The organism is Micromonospora sicca (assembly GCF_003172935.1).
Taxonomy (GTDB): Bacteria; Actinomycetota; Actinomycetes; order Mycobacteriales; family Micromonosporaceae; genus Micromonospora; species Micromonospora sicca.
The window spans coordinates 1-15,834 of the sequence record NZ_QGKS01000201.1; the positions used below are offsets into that span (position 1 = coordinate 1).

Consider the following 15,834-nt stretch of genomic DNA (forward strand, 5'->3'; position numbering starts at 1 on the left):
CTACACAAGGGTATTCGTCGGCAGCGTCAGATGTGTATAAGAGACAGGGGGTGGGTCAGGGGGCGGTTTCGTTGCGGATCATCAGGGCGGAGCGGAGGCCGGTGATGTCGAGGACGCGGAGGAGGAAGTCGCCGACGTTGCTCAGCACCAGCAGGCACTGCGCGTGGCTGGCCTTGCGGCTGAGCACCACCAGCGTGCCGAGGCCCTGCGAGTCGCAGAAGGTGACCCCGCCCAGGTCGAGCACGATGCGCGGCGGGGGGTCGGCCAGCACCTCATTGACGACTGTCGACAGCTGGGCGGCCGTGAGCATGTCGATCTCACCGGCGAGGCGAAGAACAACTTCGTCACCCGTCCGGTGTACCGTGATGGACAGTTCGGCACGATCCACCCGGTCACCCTATCGCGATCTCGACCACCCGGCCCGCCGAGCCTGCCCCGGTTGCGCGTCCGACCCGGTGCCGACCGCCGGCCCCGGCTGATCTTCGTCCCGCTCGGCCGACCCGCACGCGGGTGAGCCCGGTAACCCCGGTGCGGGGTGGCTGCCGATTCCCCGGCGGGCGCTGACACAATGGCGGCATCGTGACCGATACCCTTTCCGCCGGATCCGGCCGCTACCCAGCCGACGCGCCGGCCTCCGAGGCCCTGTTCGACCGCGCCAAGGCCATCGTGCCCGGCGGGGTGAACTCCCCCGTGCGCGCGTTCCGTGCCGTCGGCGGCACCCCGCGCTTCATGGTCCGGGGGGAGGGTCCCTGGATGTTCGACGCGGACGGCCGGCGCTACGTCGACCTGGTCTGCTCCTGGGGGCCGCTGATCCTCGGCCACGCGCACCCCGAGGTGGTCGCCGCCGTGCAGGAGGCCGCCACGTACGGCACCAGCTTCGGCACGCCCACTCCAGGCGAGGTGGAGTTGGCCGCGGAGATCGTCGCGCGTACCCCGGTCGAGCAGGTGCGGCTGGTCAACTCGGGCACCGAGGCGACCATGTCGGCGATCCGGCTGGCCCGCGGCTTCACCGGGCGCGCCAAGATCATCAAGTTCGCCGGCTGCTACCACGGCCACTCCGACGGGCTACTCGCCGCCGCCGGCTCCGGTGTCGCGACGCTCGGCCTGCCCGACTCGCCCGGCGTGACCGGCGCGGCGGCCGGCGACACCATCGTGCTGCCGTACAACGACATCACGGCGGTCGAGGAGGCCTTCGCGGCCGAGGGTCCGCACATCGCGGCGATCATCACCGAGGCGGCCGCCGGCAACATGGGCGTGGTCGCCCCCCGTGACGGCTTCAACCAGCAGCTCGCCCGGATCGCCCACGCGTACGGCGCGTTGCTCATCGTCGACGAGGTGATGACCGGGTTCCGGGTCACCCGCGCCGGGTGGCACGGCCTCGACCCGTCCGACGCCGACCTGTGGACGTACGGGAAGGTCATGGGTGGTGGGCTTCCCGCCGCGGCCTTCGGCGGGCGCACGGAGATCATGGCGCGGCTCGCCCCGGCCGGGCCGGTCTACCAGGCCGGCACCCTCTCCGGTAACCCCCTCGCCTGCGCCGCCGGCCTGGCCACGCTGCGGCTCGCCGACGACGCGCTCTACCGCCGGCTCGACGAGACGGCCGCCGTCGTGGGCAAGCTCGCCGCCGACGCGCTGGCCGCCGCCGGGGTCCCGCACCGCCTGTCGTGCGCCGGCAGCATGTTCTCGATCTTCTTCACCGACGCCGACGTGGTCGACTACGACAGCGCGCGAACCCAGCAGGTCCCCGCGTTCAAGGCGTTCTTCCACGCGATGCTCGCCGCCGGCGTCTACCTGCCGCCGAGCGCGTTCGAGTCGTGGTTCGTGTCGGCGGCGCTGGACGATGCCGCTCTGGAGCAGATCGCCGCCGCCCTGCCCGGCGCGGCGACGGCGGCGGCAGCGGCGGGTCGCGGGGGGTAGGGAACGTGAGCGAGACGGTGGTCCACGTGCTGCGGCACGGCGAGGTCTACAACCCGGGGGGCGTCCTCTACGGCCGGCTGCCCGGGTTCCGCCTCTCCGAGCTGGGCGTCCAGATGGCCAAGGCCGCCGCGCAGGGGCTCGCCGAGCGGCACGTGGTGCACGTGGTGGCCAGCCCGTTGGAGCGCGCCCAGCAGACCGCCGAGCCGATCGCGGCGCAGTTCGGCCTCCCGGTCGGGGTGGACGAGCGGCTGATCGAAAGCGCCAACTGGTTCGAGGGCAAGAAGGTCTCCCCGGGCGACGGCTCGTTCCGCGACCCGCGCAACTGGTGGGTGCTGCGCGACCCGGTCACCCCGTCCTGGGGCGAGGCGTACCAGGCCATCGCGGAGCGGATGTTCGCCGCGCTGCACGCTGCCCGGGTCGCCGCCGAGGGGCGCGAGGCGGTGCTCGTCTCCCACCAGCTCCCGATCTGGACGCTGCGCCGGTACGTCGAGCGCAAGCGGCTGTGGCACGACCCGCGTAAGCGGCAGTGCGGGCTGGCCAGCCTCACCTCGTTCCACTTCGACGGCGCCAAGGTCGTCGGCATCGGCTACTCCGAGCCGGCGGCCCACCTGGTCGCGATCTCGCCGACCGCCCGGACGGCCAAGGGGGCCTGATGCGCACCCGGAGGCCCCTCGCCGTCCTGCTCGCCGCCGTCACCGCCGTGACGGCGCTGGTCGGCTGCTCCTCCGGCAGCGAGGAGAGCAAGTGCGCCAACAAGGCCGGCGTCATCGAGTGCGCCCCGGACCAGCGCTCGGCGGCCCCGAAGATCACCGGTGACCTGCTCACCGGCGGCAGCTACGACGTCTCGCAGGCCCGCGGCCAGGTGGTGGTGCTCAACTTCTGGGGCTCCTGGTGCGCGCCCTGCCGGGCCGAGGCCGACGACCTGGAGGCCACCTACCAGGCCACCAAGGCCTCCGGGGTGACCTTCCTCGGCATCAACGTGCAGGACAGCAAGGACAAGGCGATCGCGTTCGAGCAGGGCCGGGTCACCTACCCGAGCCTCTTCGACCCGGCCAGCCGGCTCGCGCTGGCCCTGGACATCCCGCCGAACACCATCCCGGCCACCGTGGTCCTGGACCGGGAGGGCCGGATCGCCACCGTGATCCGGGCCGCCGTCACCCAGGACGGCCTGCGCCCCGTCATCGAGCGGATCGCCGCCGAGCAAGCGGCCTCCGGGTCCCGCTGATGGGCGAGACGTTCCGGGAGGTCGCCCAGTCCGGGCCCCTGCTGCTGGCGATCGGCGCGGCGGTGCTCGCCGGCCTGGTCAGCTTCCTCAGCCCGTGCGTCCTGCCGCTGATGCCGGGCTACCTGTCGTACGTCACCGGCCTGGCCGGCGCGGACCTGGAGGGCCGGGCGCGAACCGAGCCGGCACCGGCCGGCGGGGACGCCCCGACCGGCGGCGGGGTCGCCGTGGCGACCGGCGGGGTGGCCGTCGCGGCCCGGCCGGCGGCCGCGGTCAAGGGCCGGGTGCTCGCCGGGACGCTGCTGTTCATCGCCGGCTTCACCGCCGTCTTCACCGCCACCGCGATCCTCTTCTCCGGCGTCGGCAAGGTCTTCTTCCAGCACGAACGCGCCCTGGAGATCGTCATCGGCGGGCTGGTCGTGGTGCTCGGGCTCGGCTACCTCGGCCTGGTGCCGGGGATGCAGCGCGAGTTCCGGATCAACCGGCTGCCCGCCGCCGGACTGCTCGGCGCCCCCGTCCTCGGCGCGGTCTTCGCGCTGAGCTGGCTGCCCTGCACCGGCCCGACGCTCGGCGCGGTGCTCGGCATGGCCACCGTCGGCGGCAAGACCGACCGGGCCGTGGTGCTGGCCGTGGCGTACTGCCTCGGGCTGGGGGTACCGTTCGTCGTCTTCGGGCTGGGCTTCCACCGCCTGCTCGGGGTCTTCCGCGCCGTCCGGCGCAACAGCCGCTGGGTGACCCGGATCGGTGGCGTCCTGCTGATCCTGATCGGCCTGGCGCTGGTCACCGGCGGCTGGCAGAACTTCGTGATCTGGCTGCAGACGCACGTCGGGGTGGGCGAGGTGAGCATCTGATGACGACCGTGGACGACCGGCCGGCCACGCCGCCCGCCGCGGCGCCCCGGCGGCGGGTCAACCCGGTGCTCGCCCTGCTGCGCAACTCGTGGCGGCAGCTGACCAGCATGCGTACCGCGCTGATCCTGCTCTTCCTGCTCGCGGTCGCCGCCATCCCCGGCTCGGTGCTGCCCCAGCGCGGGGTCAACCCGGAGAAGGTCAACCAGTACTTCGTCGACCACCCCGACCTGGCCCCGAAGCTCGACCGGATCGGCGCCTTCGCGGTCTTCGGCTCGATCTGGTTCTCCGCGATCTACCTGCTGCTCTTCACCTCGCTGGTCGGCTGCATCCTGCCCCGGCTGCGGGACCACCTGCGGGCGCTGCGTTCCCGCCCGCCGGCCGCGCCGAAGCGGCTGGACCGGCTGCCCCAGCACGCGGTGCTGGAAGCCCCGGCCGCCGCCGACCCGGCGGCCATCGCCGCCGTGCTGCGCCGCCGCCGCTGGCGGGTCGAGGTCCGCGGCAACGAGGTCTCCGCCGAGAAGGGCTACCTCAAGGAGACCGGCAACCTGCTCTTCCACACCTCGCTCGTCGCCGTGCTGCTCGGGGTCGCGCTCGGCTCCTGGTACGGCTGGCACGGCAACCGGCTGCTGGTGGCCGGCGCGGAGAACGCCTTCTGCAACACCCGCCAGCAGTACAGCGAGGCCTCCCTCGGCCCGCGCGTGGACAGCAGCGACCTGCCGCCGTTCTGTCTCACCCTGGACGACTTCCACGCGAAGTTCCTGCCGTCCGGACAGCCGGCCAGCTTCCGGGCCACCGTGACGGTGGACGAGCCGGACGGGTCGAAGCGGACCGCCGACTTCTCGGTCAACTCCCCGCTGCGGCTCGGTTCCGCCAACGTCTACCTGCTCGGCCACGGGTACGCCCCGATCCTGAAGTACACCGACCGGTACGGCCGCAGCCAGACCAGCACCGTGCCGTTCCTGACCACCGGCGACGTCGGACTGACCGGCGAGGGCCTGGCCGCGTTCCCGGACGCCAACGTCGACCCGAAGACCGGCAAGCGCGCCGCCGACCAGCAGGTCGCCTTCGACGGGCTCTATCTGCCGACAGCCCCGGACACCGGGCCGTTCGTCACGTCGAAGTTCCCCGAGGAGCGGAACCCGGCGGTCGTGCTGGTCGCGTACCGGGGCAACCTCGGGCTGGACGCCGGCATCCCCGGCTCGGTCTACAAGCTCGACCAGCGGCAGGTCGACAACGGCAAGCTCAAGCAGCTCGGCGACCAGAAGCTCGGCGTCGGCGAGAAGTGGACCCTGGACGACGGCAGCACGCTGGAGTTCCTCGGCACCAAGCCCTACGTCACCCTCTCCGTCCGGTACGCCCCCGGGCAGGCGCTGCTGCTCGGCGCCTGTGTGGTGCTGCTCGCCGGCCTGATGGGCTCCCTCTTCGGCCGGCGGCGGCGGGTCTGGTTCCGGGTGACGCCCCCGGACGATGGATCTCCGACGAGCGGTAGTAGCTTGGTGGAGGCCGGTGGGCTGCCGCGCACCGAACACCCAGGGTTCGCCGACGAGTTCGCCCAGTTGGTCGCCGCGGTCCGCGCCGACGAGCGGACGCGAGAAGGAGTCGAGTGATGTCCGCACTCTCCGACCAGCTGGTGACCTTCGCGATCCTGGCGTACCTGGTCGCGATGATCAGCCACGCCGTCGAGTACGCGCTCGGCAACGCCCGGGCGGTGCCGGCCGCCGCCCCGTCCCGGGAGCTGGTCGGCGCGGGTGTCGGCGGCGCCGGCGGGACCGTCGAGGCCCCCGCCGCCCCGGTCCAGAACCGGGCCGGCCGGTCGGCGCAGCGGGCCCTCGTGGCCGGTCGGATCGCCGGCTGGGTCACCGCGCTCGCCGCCGCGCTGCACCTCGGGGCCCTGGTCACCCGGGGGGTCGCCGCCGAGCGGATGCCCTGGGGCAACATGTACGAGTTCGTGCTGACGGTCACCTTCATCGGGACCGCGGCCTGGCTCGCGGTGCTCTGGAAGCGCCCCGCACTGCGCCGGCTCGGGCTCTTCCTGACCCTGGTCATGGTGCTGCTGCTGGCCTTCGCCGAGCTGAAGCTCTACGTCCAGGTCACGCCGCTGATGCCGGCGCTCCAGTCGTACTGGTTCGTCATCCACGTGTCGACGATCGTCTTCGCCTCCGGCATCTTCCTGCTCGGCGTGGTGCCGGCGGCGGCGTACCTGATGCGGGCCGGCTGGGAGCAGGGGCGGCGCAGCTTCCCGTACACCCTGGCCCGCCGGCTGCCGGCGGCGGCCGGACTGGAGCGGATGACCTTCGCGCTGCACGCCTTCGCGTTCCCGATCTTCACCTTCGCGGTGATCGCCGGGGCGATCTGGGCCGAGGCGGCCTGGGGCCGGGCCTGGGGCTGGGACCCGAAGGAGACCTGGGCGTTCATCTCCTGGGTGGTCTACGCCGGCTACCTGCACGCCCGGGCCACCCCAAGCATCAAGCGGAACGTGGCCACCTGGATCGCCGTCCTGGGCTTCCTGACCATGCTGATGAACCTGTTCGGGGTCAACTTCTTCTTCACCGGCCTGCACTCGTACGCCGGCGTCAGCTGACTTCAACCACGACCGCCGGAAGCCCGCGGGCTCCCGGCGGTCGCGTCGTCCCGGAGTCAGCTCACGGTCACCGCGGCGGTGTCGTTCGCCGGGTCGTCGTCGGCCCGCGGATAGCCGTGCGGGATGCGGACCTCGCCGGTAGTCCCGAGCGGGCCGTCGATGCGCAGGTCGAAGCCGACCAGATAGGTCTCCCCGGCGGCGAAGATCCCGCCCGGCTTGGTGCAGTACCAGGTGACCGGGACGGTCGGGTCCGGCTCCTCCTCCTCGCTGCCGGCCGGCGAGCAGTTCGCCGGGCGGTTGCTGACGGCGGTCCCGGCGGGCGGGGTGAAGACGAACCAGGCGGCGTTGTTCCCGGAGATGGTGCCGTCCGGCACCCCAGGGCCGTCGTTGCGCAGGCCCACCTCGACCCGGACGGTGTCGCCGGCCGACCCGGTGGCGGTCGCGCCGAGGGCGACCACGTCGAAGGCGCCGCGGATCGCGCGCAGGTAGTACTGCCCGGACGGGTACTGGTGCTCGGGGCCGATCACGTCGACCGGCTGGCCGACCTGACGCAGCCGCAGCGACTGGTCGGCGTCGCGGCGGGTGAAGGTCACGCCCGCGGGCAGCGGACCGGCGGTGTCGGCGGGGGCCACGGTCTGGCTGATCCGCTTGTCGCCGACGGCGGCCGGACCGACCGAGGTGGCGAAGCCGCCGGGGATCTCGTAGCGGGCACCCGGGGTCAGCTCGCCGCCGACGGTGCACACCACGATCGTGCTGAGCTGGTCCCCGGCGCCGTACCGGCAGTTGCGGTACGCGGCGGGCTCCACGCCGACCGGGAAGCGGAGGGTGATCTGGAGGTCGTCCGCCGGCTGGTCGCCGGCGCTGAGCACCGACACCGGCATGGCGAGCTGGTCGCCCGTGGCGGCGCCGCTGACGTATTCGTCGACCAGGTCGATCACGTCCGGCCCGGCGTGCACCGTCACCGTGGCCTGCTGGGCCCAGCCGTCGACGCCGTCGGCCAGCGCGGTGTAGCCGATCGTTCCGGTCGCGCCGTCGGCCGCGCCGGTGACCGCCCTGAGCACGACGGGCAGGGTGCCGTTCAGGGCGCCGAACTCGTCCGGGGTGGCGGTCGGGGGCATCGGGCAGGTGACCGCGGCGGCGTCCGTGACGCACCAGTCCGGGAAGGTCGCGGTGGCCACCCCGGTCAACCCGCTCAGGTCGAAGGTCACCCGGGGGTTGGTCGCCCCGGTGCTGCTCAGGACGAGGCCGGCGGTCCGGCCGGGGGCGCCGGCCGCGCCGATGGTGGTGTCATCGAGCCAACCGCTCACCCAGCCGGGGTCGGTCTCCGCCGCCGCCGGGCTCTCGACTGCCGCGACCATGGTTGCTGCGGCGAGGGCCGCCGTGCCGACCCGGAACGCGCGGGTAACGCGCACAGATCTCATCGAACTCCCTTGAGGAAGGTGGACCGGCCGGGCCAGTTCGGCCCGATCGGCGCGCTGATCCTAAGGGGAGCCGGTGACGAACGGCGTCCCGGTCGTCGGGTGCGACGCCGGCTCAGCACGTCGTCGACGCGCCCCGGGGACGGGGTGCTGTGATCGTCTGCACTCTGCCGACGGGTTCACCGGCGTGTCGCGCCGGCGAGGCGCAGACGATCATGAGCGGTCAGGCGCCGAACCAGCCGGGGACGTCGAGGCGGAAGAAGTCGGCCGAGGCGACCGTGCGCAGGTCGTCCTCCATCGCGGCGACGCGGTCGGGGCCGAGCGTCACCGTCCAGCGGTCGCGCAGCTCGTCGAAGACGACCGCGGAGCGGCGCAGCCCGTCCAGCCCTCGCTCCGTCATCCGGACCAGCTTGCGCCGGGCGTCGGCGGGGTCGTCGGCGCGCTCGAGGTAGCCCAGGGCGACCAGCCGGTCCACCGTCTTGCCGGCGGCCTGCTTGCTGACGCCGAGACGCTGGCCGAGCTCGGAGGCGGTGGTGCCGTCCGGGCCGACGGCCTGGAGGACGAAGCCGTGCGCCGGCCGCAGCTCCGGGTGCCCCTGCCGGGCCAGCTCGGCGTGCAGGTCGTCGATGAGCGTACGGAAGCCGGCCAGCAGCAGCAGGGGCAGCGCGAATCCGGGGCGGTCAGGCGTTGCCATGCTCGACAACCACGTTTACTATTTGGTCAACCACGTTGACCATCGTATCCGAGAGGGGTCGGCATGTCCCGACCGGTCTTCACCGCCCACACCCCCGACACCGCGCCCGCCGCCGCGCGCCCGACCCTGGACGCCGTGCAGAGGAAGTTCGGCTACCTGCCCGCCGCCGTCGCCCTGATGGCCGAGTCCCCCCAGCTGCTGAAGGGCTTCCTCGGCGCCAACGCCGTCTTCGAGGCCGGCAGCCTGGCCCCGGTGGAACGGGAGGTCCTGGTCCTCACCGTGGCCACCCGCAACGAATGCCATCTCTGCGTTGCCATGCACACCCCCACCCTGGCCGGGCACGGCGGTACGCCGGAGCTGGTCGACGCGCTGCGGGCCGGCACCGAACTGCCCGACGCGCGGCTGGAGGCGCTGCGCCGGTTCACCCTGGCCGTCCTCGACCACCGGGGCGCCGTCCCGGACGCCGAGCTGGCCGCCTTCCTCGACGCCGGCTGGCAGCCCCGGCACGCCCTCGACGTGGTGCTCGGCGTCGGCACCTACACCATCTCGACCTTCGCCAACCGGCTCACCGGCGCGCCGCTCGACCCGCCGCTGGCCGCGTACGCCTGGCACCCGGCCGGGTAGACGTCAGCCGCGCAGGAAGGGCAGCAGCAGGGCGCTCAACTCCGCCGGTCGCTCCTCGAAGAGCCAGTGGCCGCAGTCCTCGACCACCTCGCCGGAGACCGTGTCGGCGTACCGGCGGACCTGCTCGGCCACCTGCTCGCCGAGGCTGGCCCGGGCGCCGACGGCGAGCACCGGCATCGGCAGCTTCGTCGACCGGTACGCGGCGTTGTCCGCCACGTCCTGCCCGAACGCCCGGAACCAGTCGAAGCTGGCCCGCAGATGGTCCGGGTCGCGCAGGTGCCGGGCGTACTCCTCGGCGTCCTCCGGCCCGATGCTGCCCTTGTGCACCATCATCGAGTCGGTGAAGCGGTCCACCCAGAGCGCCTCCCGGCCGCCGATCAGCTGCTCCGGCAGCCCGTTGGCGACGTTGAAGAAGCCGAAGTTCCACACCGCCGGGCCGGCGGCCGTCAGGGCCGGGATCGTGTAGAGGCTCTCGTCCGGGATCGGCGCCTCGGTGAGCACCAGCCGGGACACCACGTCGGGATGGGCGGCCGCGTAGGCGTACGCGACCATGGTGCCCAGGTCGTGGCCGACCAGCCGGAGGTCGCCGGTCAGGCCGAGCCCGGTGAGCAGGCCGTGCAGGTCGGCCGCGATGTTCTTCTTGTCGTACCCGCCGGCCGGGGCGTCGCTGTCGCCGAAGCCCCGCAGGTCCGGCGCGACCACCTCGAACGAGCGCACCAGCTCCGGCAGCAGGTGCCGCCACATGTGCCAGCACTGCGGATAGCCGTGCAGCAGCACCAGCGGGGGACCGCTGCCACCCCGGACGTAGTTGAGGCTCACCTCGCCGACCCGTGCCCGCTGCTCGCTGAAACCCGCCGGGATCCGCCCGCCGCCCATCGCCGCCCCCTTCGCCGCCGGACGGCTCGACTACCCGGCGGTCGCCCGGCCATGCCCGGTCCGTGCCGGCATCGGCCGCGTCACACCACCCGGCTTGGGCGACCGGGAGGCCGGTGCGGGAGACTGGCGGACATGGCGGCTCGTGGCTTCCCGTACACCGATCTCAAGGACTTCCTCGCGGCGCTGGAGCGCGCGGGCGAGCTGCGGCGGGTGAGCGTCCCGGTCGACCCCACCCTGGAGATCAGCGAGGTGGTCACCCGGACCGTCCGGGCCGGCGGCCCGGCCCTGCTCTTCGAGCGCCCCACCCGGGGCGAGATGCCGGTCGCGATCAACCTGTTCGGCACCGAGAAGCGGATGGCGATGGCGCTCGGCGTCGACTCGCTCGACGAGATCGGCGAGCGGATCGGCGCGCTGATCAAGCCGGAGCTGCCGGTCGGCTGGTCCGGCATCCGCGAGGGCCTGGGCAAGGTCATGCAGCTCAAGTCGGTGCCGCCGCGCAAGGTGAAGACCGCCCCCTGCCAGCAGGTGGTCTACCGGGGCGACGACGTCGACCTGAACCGGCTGCCCGGCCTCCAGGTCTGGCCCGGCGACGGCGGGATCTTCCACAACTACGGGCTGACCCACACCAAGCACCCGGAGACCGGCAAGCGCAACCTCGGCCTCTACCGGCTCCAGCAGCACGGCCGCAACACCCTCGGCATGCACTGGCAGATCCACAAGGACTCCACCGCCCACCACGCCGTCGCCGAGCGGCTCGGCCAGCGGCTCCCCGTCGCGGTGGCGATCGGCTGCGACCCGGTCGTCTCCTACGCCGCCTCCGCGCCGCTCCCCAGCGACATCGACGAATACCTGTTCGCCGGCTTCCTGCGCGGGGAGCGGGTCGAGATGGTCGACTGCCTCAGCGTGCCGCTCCAGGTGCCGGCGCACGCGCAGATCGTGCTGGAGGGCTACCTGGAGCCCGGCGAGCGGCTGCCGGAGGGCCCGTTCGGGGACCACACCGGCTTCTACACCCCGGTCGAGCCGTTCCCGGTGCTGCACATCGAGGCGATGACCATGCAGCGCGACCCGGTCTACCACTCGATCGTCACCTCCAAGCCGCCGCAGGAGGACCACGGCCTCGGCAAGGCCACCGAGCGGATCTTCCAACCGCTGCTCAAGCTGCTGATCCCCGACATCGTCGACTACGACCTGCCGGCCGCCGGGGTCTTCCACAACTGCGCGATCGTGTCGATCCGCAAGCGCTACCCGAAGCACGCCCAGAAGGTGATGAACGCGATCTGGGGCGCCCACCTGATGTCGCTGACCAAGCTGATCGTGATCGTCGACGCCGACTGCGACGTGCACGACTACAACGAGGTCGCCTTCCGCGCCTTCGGCAACGTCGACTACGCCCGCGACCTGCTCCTCACCGAGGGCCCCGTGGACCACCTCGACCACGCGTCGTACCAGCAGTTCTGGGGCGGCAAGGTGGGCGTCGACGCGACCCGCAAGCTGCCCACCGAGGGCTACACCCGGGGCTGGCCGGAGGAGATGTCGATGTCGCCCGAGGTCGTCTCGCTGGTCGACAAGCGCTGGAAGGAGTACGGGATCTGATGGCGGTCCTCGACGCGCCGGCCGAGAAGCCGGGCCGGGTGAAGTCGTTCCTCAAGCTCGTCGCGATCGAGCACTCGGTGTTCGCGCTGCCGTTCGCGTACCTGTCGGCGCTGACCGCGATGCGGGTCGACGGCGGGCGGGTGCGCTGGCTCGACCTGCTGCTGATCACCGTGGCGATGGTGGGGGCGCGGACGTTCGCGATGGCCGCCAACCGGATCCTCGACCGGCGGATCGACGCGCGGAACCCGCGTACCGCCGGGCGGGAACTGGTCACCGGGGCGGTGAGCGTGCGGACGGCCTGGACCGGCGCGGCCGTCGCGCTGGTGGTCTTCCTCGCCGCCGCCGCCCTGCTCAACCCGCTCTGCCTGGTGCTCGCGCCGCTCGCCGTGATCCCGCTGGTCGTCTACCCGTACGGCAAGCGGTTCACCAACTGGCCGCACACCATCCTGGCGATCGCCCAGGCGGTCGGCCCGGTCGGCGCCTGGCTCGCGGTCACCGGCACCCTCGCCGGCTCCTGGCCGGCCTGGCTGCTCGGCGCGGCCGTCGGCCTCTGGATCGGCGGCTTCGACCTGATCTACGCCTGCCAGGACTCGGAGATCGACCGGGAGATCGGTGTGCACAGTGTGCCCGCCCGGTACGGCCGGCGCTTCGCGCTGCACGCCTCCACCGTCGCGCACGTGGTCACCTTCGCGCTGTTCATCTGGTTCGGCGCGCTGGTCGGCTTCGGCTGGCTCTGGTGGATCGGGCTGGCGTTCACCGCCGTCGCCTTCGGCTACCAGCACCTGGTGGTCAGCCCCACCGACCTCAGCAAGGTCAACCGGGCCTTCTTCACCGCCAACGGCTTCGTCGGAATCGCGCTCTTCGTCTTCGCCCTGCTCGACCTGGTGGTCCGGCTCGACCTGCGCCCCTGAGCGGCGAGGTCAGGACACGGGGGCGACCGGGTAGCGGCCGCTCTCCAACGTCCAGTCCACCGTGCCGCGCACGGCGTAGGCGACCCCGTCGAGGTGGGCGGTGACCGCCTCGTCCAGCGCCGGACCGAACGACGGCACCGCGGCGCGCAGCGCCACGAACCGGGCCATCCCCGCCCGCCAGCGCTCGGCCACCAGGTTCACGGCGGTCCCCACCGGCACCCCGTACTCGGTCGCCATCGCCAGCACCAGGTTGTGCCCACCGGCGCTGGCCCGGTCCTGGTCCAGCGACGCCAGGTCGTTGAACCAGGAGAGCAGGTCGTTGCCGAGGTCGGCGATCCGGCCCAGCGCGGGATGGTGGTAGACCGCATCGGGCAGCGGCCGGCCGGTCGCGAACTCGATCAGCGGGTACGACACGTACGCCGCCGAGGTCGCCCGGCGCAGCTGGACGTACTCGGCCACCCCGGGGGCCCGGCCGGCGGCCTTCGCGACCGCCTCCCGCCAGGCGCCGTCCAAGTGGTCGGCGACCGCGTCGGCGAAGCGCAGCCGCCAGCGGGCGGGCATCCGCCGTCGGGGCTCCCGCCACGCCTGCACGAGCAGCCGCCGCAGCGGCCCCGAGAAGCCGGGATGGCGTGCCCGGGGCCCCTCGCGCAGCAGGGCGAGCGCCCCGTCGCGTAGCGCGCGGATCTGCGGCGGCGTCAGCCGGTCCGGCCGGTCACAGGCGTCGTCCACCAGGAAGAACCAGGTGAACAGGGCGGTCAGCACGCGCAGGTCCGGCTCGGTGGCGTCCGGGTAGAGCCGGCCGGCGTACCGGGCGAAACCCGCCCGGCGCAGTCGACCCAGGGCCACCGCGTCCAGCGGCAGGTCGAGGCCGACGAGCTGGTCGAGCAGCCAGTGCTGGGTGCGGTCGGCGTACGGGGAGAGCCGGGGCGCGAGCGGGCAGCCGGACCGCAGCGACCAGAGCAGCGCCTCCGTCATCCCGATCCCTCCCGTGGCCGTGGATCGCCGACGGAAGCATGCCAGGTCGCCGGGACGGCCGTGACCCGGCGGGACAACGACGACGCTCCCGGGACAAGGGGGACGCTCCGGACCGGCACGACGGGGGTGCCCGCCGGTCCCCGCCGCCGACCAGGCACGCTTGTCGCATGCGCGAACCATGGGTGGTCGGCGTCTCCGGTGCCTCCGGCACGCCGTACGCGGCAGCCGTCGTGCGGGGCCTGCTTGACGCCGGCGCGGCGGTGGACCTGATCGTCTCCCGGGCGGCCCGGCTGACCATCCTGGACGAGACCGGCCGCCCCTTCCGGGACGGGCACTGGGCCGACGACCTGGCCGCCTGGCTGGGTCGTGAGCTGACCGGCGCGGACCTGCGGCACTGGCCCGCCGGTGACCTGGCCGCCGGCCCGAGCAGCGGCTCCTACCGGGTACGCGGCATGGCAGTGGTGCCGGCGAGCACGGCGGCCTGCGCGGGCATCGCGATCGGGCTCTCCAAGGACCTGCTGCAGCGGGCGGCCGAGGTCAACCTGAAGGAGCGGCGGCCGGTGGTGGTGGTGCCGCGGGAGACGCCGGTGACCCGCAGCCACCTGGAGCATCTCATCGCGCTGCACGACGCCGGCGCGGTCGTGCTGCCCGCCAGTCCGGGCTTCTACGGCGCGGGCGCGGCCGCCTCGGCGCAGCAGTTGGTCGACTTCGTGGCCGGCAAGGTGCTGGACGCGCTGGGCGTACCGCACACGCTGTTCCGTCGCTGGTCGGGCGAGCTGGCCGCCGCCCAACGGGACGCGGACCGGACCTGACGGCCGGTCCGCGTGCCGATCCGTACTCAGTACATGCCGGCGTTGGCCGGTCCGGGGCCGGTCGCGGCCGCCGGGCCCATGTTGCGTGGCTTGCCCATGTCCTCCGCCTCGTCCAGCATGCCCTCCCCCTCAAGCAGGGCCCGCACCTCGGATTCCCGAAACCGGCGATGCCCGCCTGGAGTCCGGATGCTGCCTATCCGGCCGGCCGCCGCCCATCTCGTCACAGTCTTCGGGTCAACCCGAAACAGCGCGGCGACCTCACCCGGTGTCAGCAGGCGATCTCCAGTGTCCACAGCCCCCTCCTCGCGTCGACGAAGCCCCCGGCTGAACACACTGCCCCCGGCCGGTGCGAGCCCAGAGCCGTCATGAGGGACGTATGGCAATTACAGCACCAGCGACCTGGCCTGTCCGCCAAAACGCGAAAAACGCACGGCTTGAGAAGTTAGTAAATGCTACCGGCAGAGAACTCCCATGACCATCAGTTTGTGAATGGGTACATGTTGTCACGTTCAACTGATGCCGAGCGTCTCGCGTTACGCCCGAACGGATAGGGTCACTCTCCGTGGACACGATCGACCTGAGCCTCGTGGAGCTGCTGCGCGGCAACGCCCGCCTGTCGTACGCCGAACTGGCCCGCCAGGTGGGCCTCTCCGCCCCGGCGGTGCACGAACGGGTCGGCAAGCTGGAGTCCAGCGGCGTCATCCGGGCGTACCGGGCCGAGGTGGAGCCGGAGGCGATCGGGCTCGGCGTGACCGCGCTGATCGGCATCGTCGAGGACTCCGGCGGGGACACCGACGACGTGTTGGATTCGTTCCGGCAGATGCCGGAGATCGAGTCCTGCTACTTCATGGCCGGGGTGGAGTCGTTCCTGCTCAAGGCGCGGGTGGGCACGATCGCCGAGCTGGAGCAGCTGATCGTCCGGCTGAACCGCACCCCGGGCGTGGCCTCCACCCGCACCGGGATCGCCCTGTCGACCAAGTGGGAGAACCGCCCCCAGCCCGTCGAGCCGCCCACTCCCTGACCCACCCCCGCCGGACGGGGCCCGGCCGGGGCCGCGCCCGGTGCCGTTCGTGGAAGCGTCTCTGGTTCCCTATGCGATTCTCGGCAAGCCGGACATCCGGCTGGCGCTACCATCCCGGTCGGTTACGGGGGTGGCGTGTACGTGGCGGTGGAAGCCGCGACCGAGGGCTGCCCCGCGGACCCGGTGAGGGTGTCGCGGGGTGGTGGTGGGAGCCGTGTGCGGCACCTGGCTGACCGGCCCTTTCGGGTTGGTCTCCTGGGGTGTCCGTCCCGCCGGACGCTGACCGGAGGATCCCGATGGGGATTCTGCCGGGGCGGGAACCTGCCGTCGCAAGGGCAG

Annotated in this window: 17 protein-coding genes; 11 read left to right on the forward strand and 6 right to left on the reverse strand. The window is 72.8% G+C overall.

Annotated elements, in window-relative coordinates:
* Positions 1–55: 55 nt before the first annotated feature.
* A complete protein-coding gene (locus DKT69_RS13025; protein ID WP_089011677.1) occupies positions 56–388 on the reverse strand; it encodes an STAS domain-containing protein in 333 nt (110 codons plus the stop codon).
* A gap of 191 nt (positions 389–579) precedes the next feature.
* Here DKT69_RS13025 and hemL point away from each other — a divergent pair, with 191 nt between their 5' ends.
* Genes hemL through ccsB form a run of 6 tightly spaced genes read left to right on the forward strand, consistent with a single transcriptional unit; the run spans position 580 to position 6,571 of the window.
* Positions 580–1,917, forward strand: a complete 1,338-nt coding sequence (hemL, locus tag DKT69_RS13030) for a glutamate-1-semialdehyde 2,1-aminomutase (protein ID WP_109801835.1) — start codon at positions 580–582, stop codon at positions 1,915–1,917.
* Positions 1,918–1,922: 5 nt separating this feature from the next.
* Entirely contained in the window at positions 1,923–2,570 is a 648-nt protein-coding gene (locus DKT69_RS13035) for a histidine phosphatase family protein (protein ID WP_109801836.1), read from the forward strand.
* Positions 2,570–3,142 carry a redoxin domain-containing protein gene (locus tag DKT69_RS13040; protein ID WP_109801837.1) on the forward strand — a complete coding sequence of 191 codons (573 nt, stop codon included), beginning with the start codon at positions 2,570–2,572 and terminating at the stop codon, positions 3,140–3,142. The genes DKT69_RS13035 and DKT69_RS13040 overlap by 1 nt, the downstream gene beginning before the upstream one ends.
* Positions 3,142–3,990: a cytochrome c biogenesis CcdA family protein gene (locus DKT69_RS13045; RefSeq protein ID WP_109801838.1), complete on the forward strand. Its 849-nt coding sequence runs from the start codon at positions 3,142–3,144 to the stop codon at positions 3,988–3,990. Before DKT69_RS13040 ends, DKT69_RS13045 begins: the two co-directional genes overlap by 1 nt.
* Positions 3,990–5,597: a cytochrome c biogenesis protein ResB gene (gene resB / locus DKT69_RS13050; protein ID WP_109801839.1), complete on the forward strand. Its 1,608-nt coding sequence runs from the start codon at positions 3,990–3,992 to the stop codon at positions 5,595–5,597. Before DKT69_RS13045 ends, resB begins: the two co-directional genes overlap by 1 nt.
* Positions 5,597–6,571 (forward strand): c-type cytochrome biogenesis protein CcsB, encoded by a 975-nt coding sequence (ccsB, locus tag DKT69_RS13055; protein WP_109801840.1) that lies wholly within the window; start codon positions 5,597–5,599, stop codon positions 6,569–6,571. The genes resB and ccsB overlap by 1 nt, the downstream gene beginning before the upstream one ends.
* 56 nt (positions 6,572–6,627) lie before the next feature.
* Here ccsB and DKT69_RS13060 read toward each other — a convergent pair whose 3' ends face one another.
* Together DKT69_RS13060 and DKT69_RS13065 are read right to left on the reverse strand one after the other, a co-directional pair.
* Positions 6,628–7,992 (reverse strand): hypothetical protein, encoded by a 1,365-nt coding sequence (locus DKT69_RS13060; RefSeq protein WP_146231066.1) that lies wholly within the window; start codon positions 7,990–7,992, stop codon positions 6,628–6,630.
* A 220-nt stretch (positions 7,993–8,212) separates the two neighbouring features.
* Entirely contained in the window at positions 8,213–8,683 is a 471-nt protein-coding gene (locus tag DKT69_RS13065) for a MarR family winged helix-turn-helix transcriptional regulator (RefSeq protein WP_109801842.1), read from the reverse strand.
* A gap of 63 nt (positions 8,684–8,746) precedes the next feature.
* Here DKT69_RS13065 and DKT69_RS13070 point away from each other — a divergent pair, with 63 nt between their 5' ends.
* Positions 8,747–9,307 (forward strand): carboxymuconolactone decarboxylase family protein, encoded by a 561-nt coding sequence (locus tag DKT69_RS13070; RefSeq protein ID WP_109801843.1) that lies wholly within the window; start codon positions 8,747–8,749, stop codon positions 9,305–9,307.
* 3 nt (positions 9,308–9,310) lie between these two features.
* Here DKT69_RS13070 and DKT69_RS13075 read toward each other — a convergent pair whose 3' ends face one another.
* Positions 9,311–10,183 carry an alpha/beta fold hydrolase gene (locus DKT69_RS13075; RefSeq protein ID WP_109801844.1) on the reverse strand — a complete coding sequence of 291 codons (873 nt, stop codon included), beginning with the start codon at positions 10,181–10,183 and terminating at the stop codon, positions 9,311–9,313.
* Between the two features lie 132 nt (positions 10,184–10,315).
* Here DKT69_RS13075 and DKT69_RS13080 point away from each other — a divergent pair, with 132 nt between their 5' ends.
* Both DKT69_RS13080 and mqnP read left to right on the forward strand, forming a co-directional pair.
* Positions 10,316–11,776, forward strand: a complete 1,461-nt coding sequence (locus DKT69_RS13080) for a menaquinone biosynthesis decarboxylase (RefSeq protein ID WP_109801845.1) — start codon at positions 10,316–10,318, stop codon at positions 11,774–11,776.
* On the forward strand, positions 11,776–12,687 hold the full coding sequence (gene mqnP, locus DKT69_RS13085) for a menaquinone biosynthesis prenyltransferase MqnP (RefSeq protein ID WP_109801846.1): 912 nt from the start codon (positions 11,776–11,778) through the stop codon (positions 12,685–12,687). Before DKT69_RS13080 ends, mqnP begins: the two co-directional genes overlap by 1 nt.
* 9 nt (positions 12,688–12,696) lie before the next feature.
* Here mqnP and DKT69_RS13090 read toward each other — a convergent pair whose 3' ends face one another.
* Positions 12,697–13,662, reverse strand: a complete 966-nt coding sequence (locus tag DKT69_RS13090) for a terpene synthase family protein (protein ID WP_109801847.1) — start codon at positions 13,660–13,662, stop codon at positions 12,697–12,699.
* A gap of 167 nt (positions 13,663–13,829) precedes the next feature.
* Between DKT69_RS13090 and DKT69_RS13095 the strand changes: the two genes are divergently transcribed.
* Entirely contained in the window at positions 13,830–14,474 is a 645-nt protein-coding gene (locus DKT69_RS13095) for a UbiX family flavin prenyltransferase (protein WP_109801848.1), read from the forward strand.
* A 26-nt stretch (positions 14,475–14,500) separates the two neighbouring features.
* Here DKT69_RS13095 and DKT69_RS13100 read toward each other — a convergent pair whose 3' ends face one another.
* Positions 14,501–14,767 (reverse strand): BldC family transcriptional regulator, encoded by a 267-nt coding sequence (locus DKT69_RS13100; RefSeq protein ID WP_109801849.1) that lies wholly within the window; start codon positions 14,765–14,767, stop codon positions 14,501–14,503.
* Positions 14,768–15,036: 269 nt separating this feature from the next.
* Between DKT69_RS13100 and DKT69_RS13105 the strand changes: the two genes are divergently transcribed.
* A complete protein-coding gene (locus tag DKT69_RS13105) occupies positions 15,037–15,495 on the forward strand; it encodes an Lrp/AsnC family transcriptional regulator (RefSeq protein ID WP_109801850.1) in 459 nt (152 codons plus the stop codon).
* Positions 15,496–15,834 lie beyond the last annotated feature (339 nt).

What these genes read in the sequence shown, in the direction of transcription:
- DKT69_RS13040 (WP_109801837.1), top strand. Translation starts at nt 2,570, where the DNA reads ATGCGCACCCGGAGGCCCCTCGCCGTCCTGCTCGCCGCCGTCACCGCC.
- DKT69_RS13045 (WP_109801838.1), top strand. Translation starts at nt 3,142, where the DNA reads ATGGGCGAGACGTTCCGGGAGGTCGCCCAGTCCGGGCCCCTGCTGCTG.
- resB (WP_109801839.1), top strand. Translation starts at nt 3,990, where the DNA reads ATGACGACCGTGGACGACCGGCCGGCCACGCCGCCCGCCGCGGCGCCC.
- ccsB (WP_109801840.1), top strand. Translation starts at nt 5,597, where the DNA reads ATGTCCGCACTCTCCGACCAGCTGGTGACCTTCGCGATCCTGGCGTAC.
- DKT69_RS13060 (WP_146231066.1), bottom strand. Translation starts at nt 7,992, where the DNA reads ATGAGATCTGTGCGCGTTACCCGCGCGTTCCGGGTCGGCACGGCGGCC.
- DKT69_RS13065 (WP_109801842.1), bottom strand. Translation starts at nt 8,683, where the DNA reads ATGGCAACGCCTGACCGCCCCGGATTCGCGCTGCCCCTGCTGCTGCTG.
- DKT69_RS13070 (WP_109801843.1), top strand. Translation starts at nt 8,747, where the DNA reads ATGTCCCGACCGGTCTTCACCGCCCACACCCCCGACACCGCGCCCGCC.
- DKT69_RS13075 (WP_109801844.1), bottom strand. Translation starts at nt 10,183, where the DNA reads ATGGGCGGCGGGCGGATCCCGGCGGGTTTCAGCGAGCAGCGGGCACGG.
- DKT69_RS13080 (WP_109801845.1), top strand. Translation starts at nt 10,316, where the DNA reads ATGGCGGCTCGTGGCTTCCCGTACACCGATCTCAAGGACTTCCTCGCG.
- mqnP (WP_109801846.1), top strand. Translation starts at nt 11,776, where the DNA reads ATGGCGGTCCTCGACGCGCCGGCCGAGAAGCCGGGCCGGGTGAAGTCG.
- DKT69_RS13090 (WP_109801847.1), bottom strand. Translation starts at nt 13,662, where the DNA reads ATGACGGAGGCGCTGCTCTGGTCGCTGCGGTCCGGCTGCCCGCTCGCG.
- DKT69_RS13095 (WP_109801848.1), top strand. Translation starts at nt 13,830, where the DNA reads ATGCGCGAACCATGGGTGGTCGGCGTCTCCGGTGCCTCCGGCACGCCG.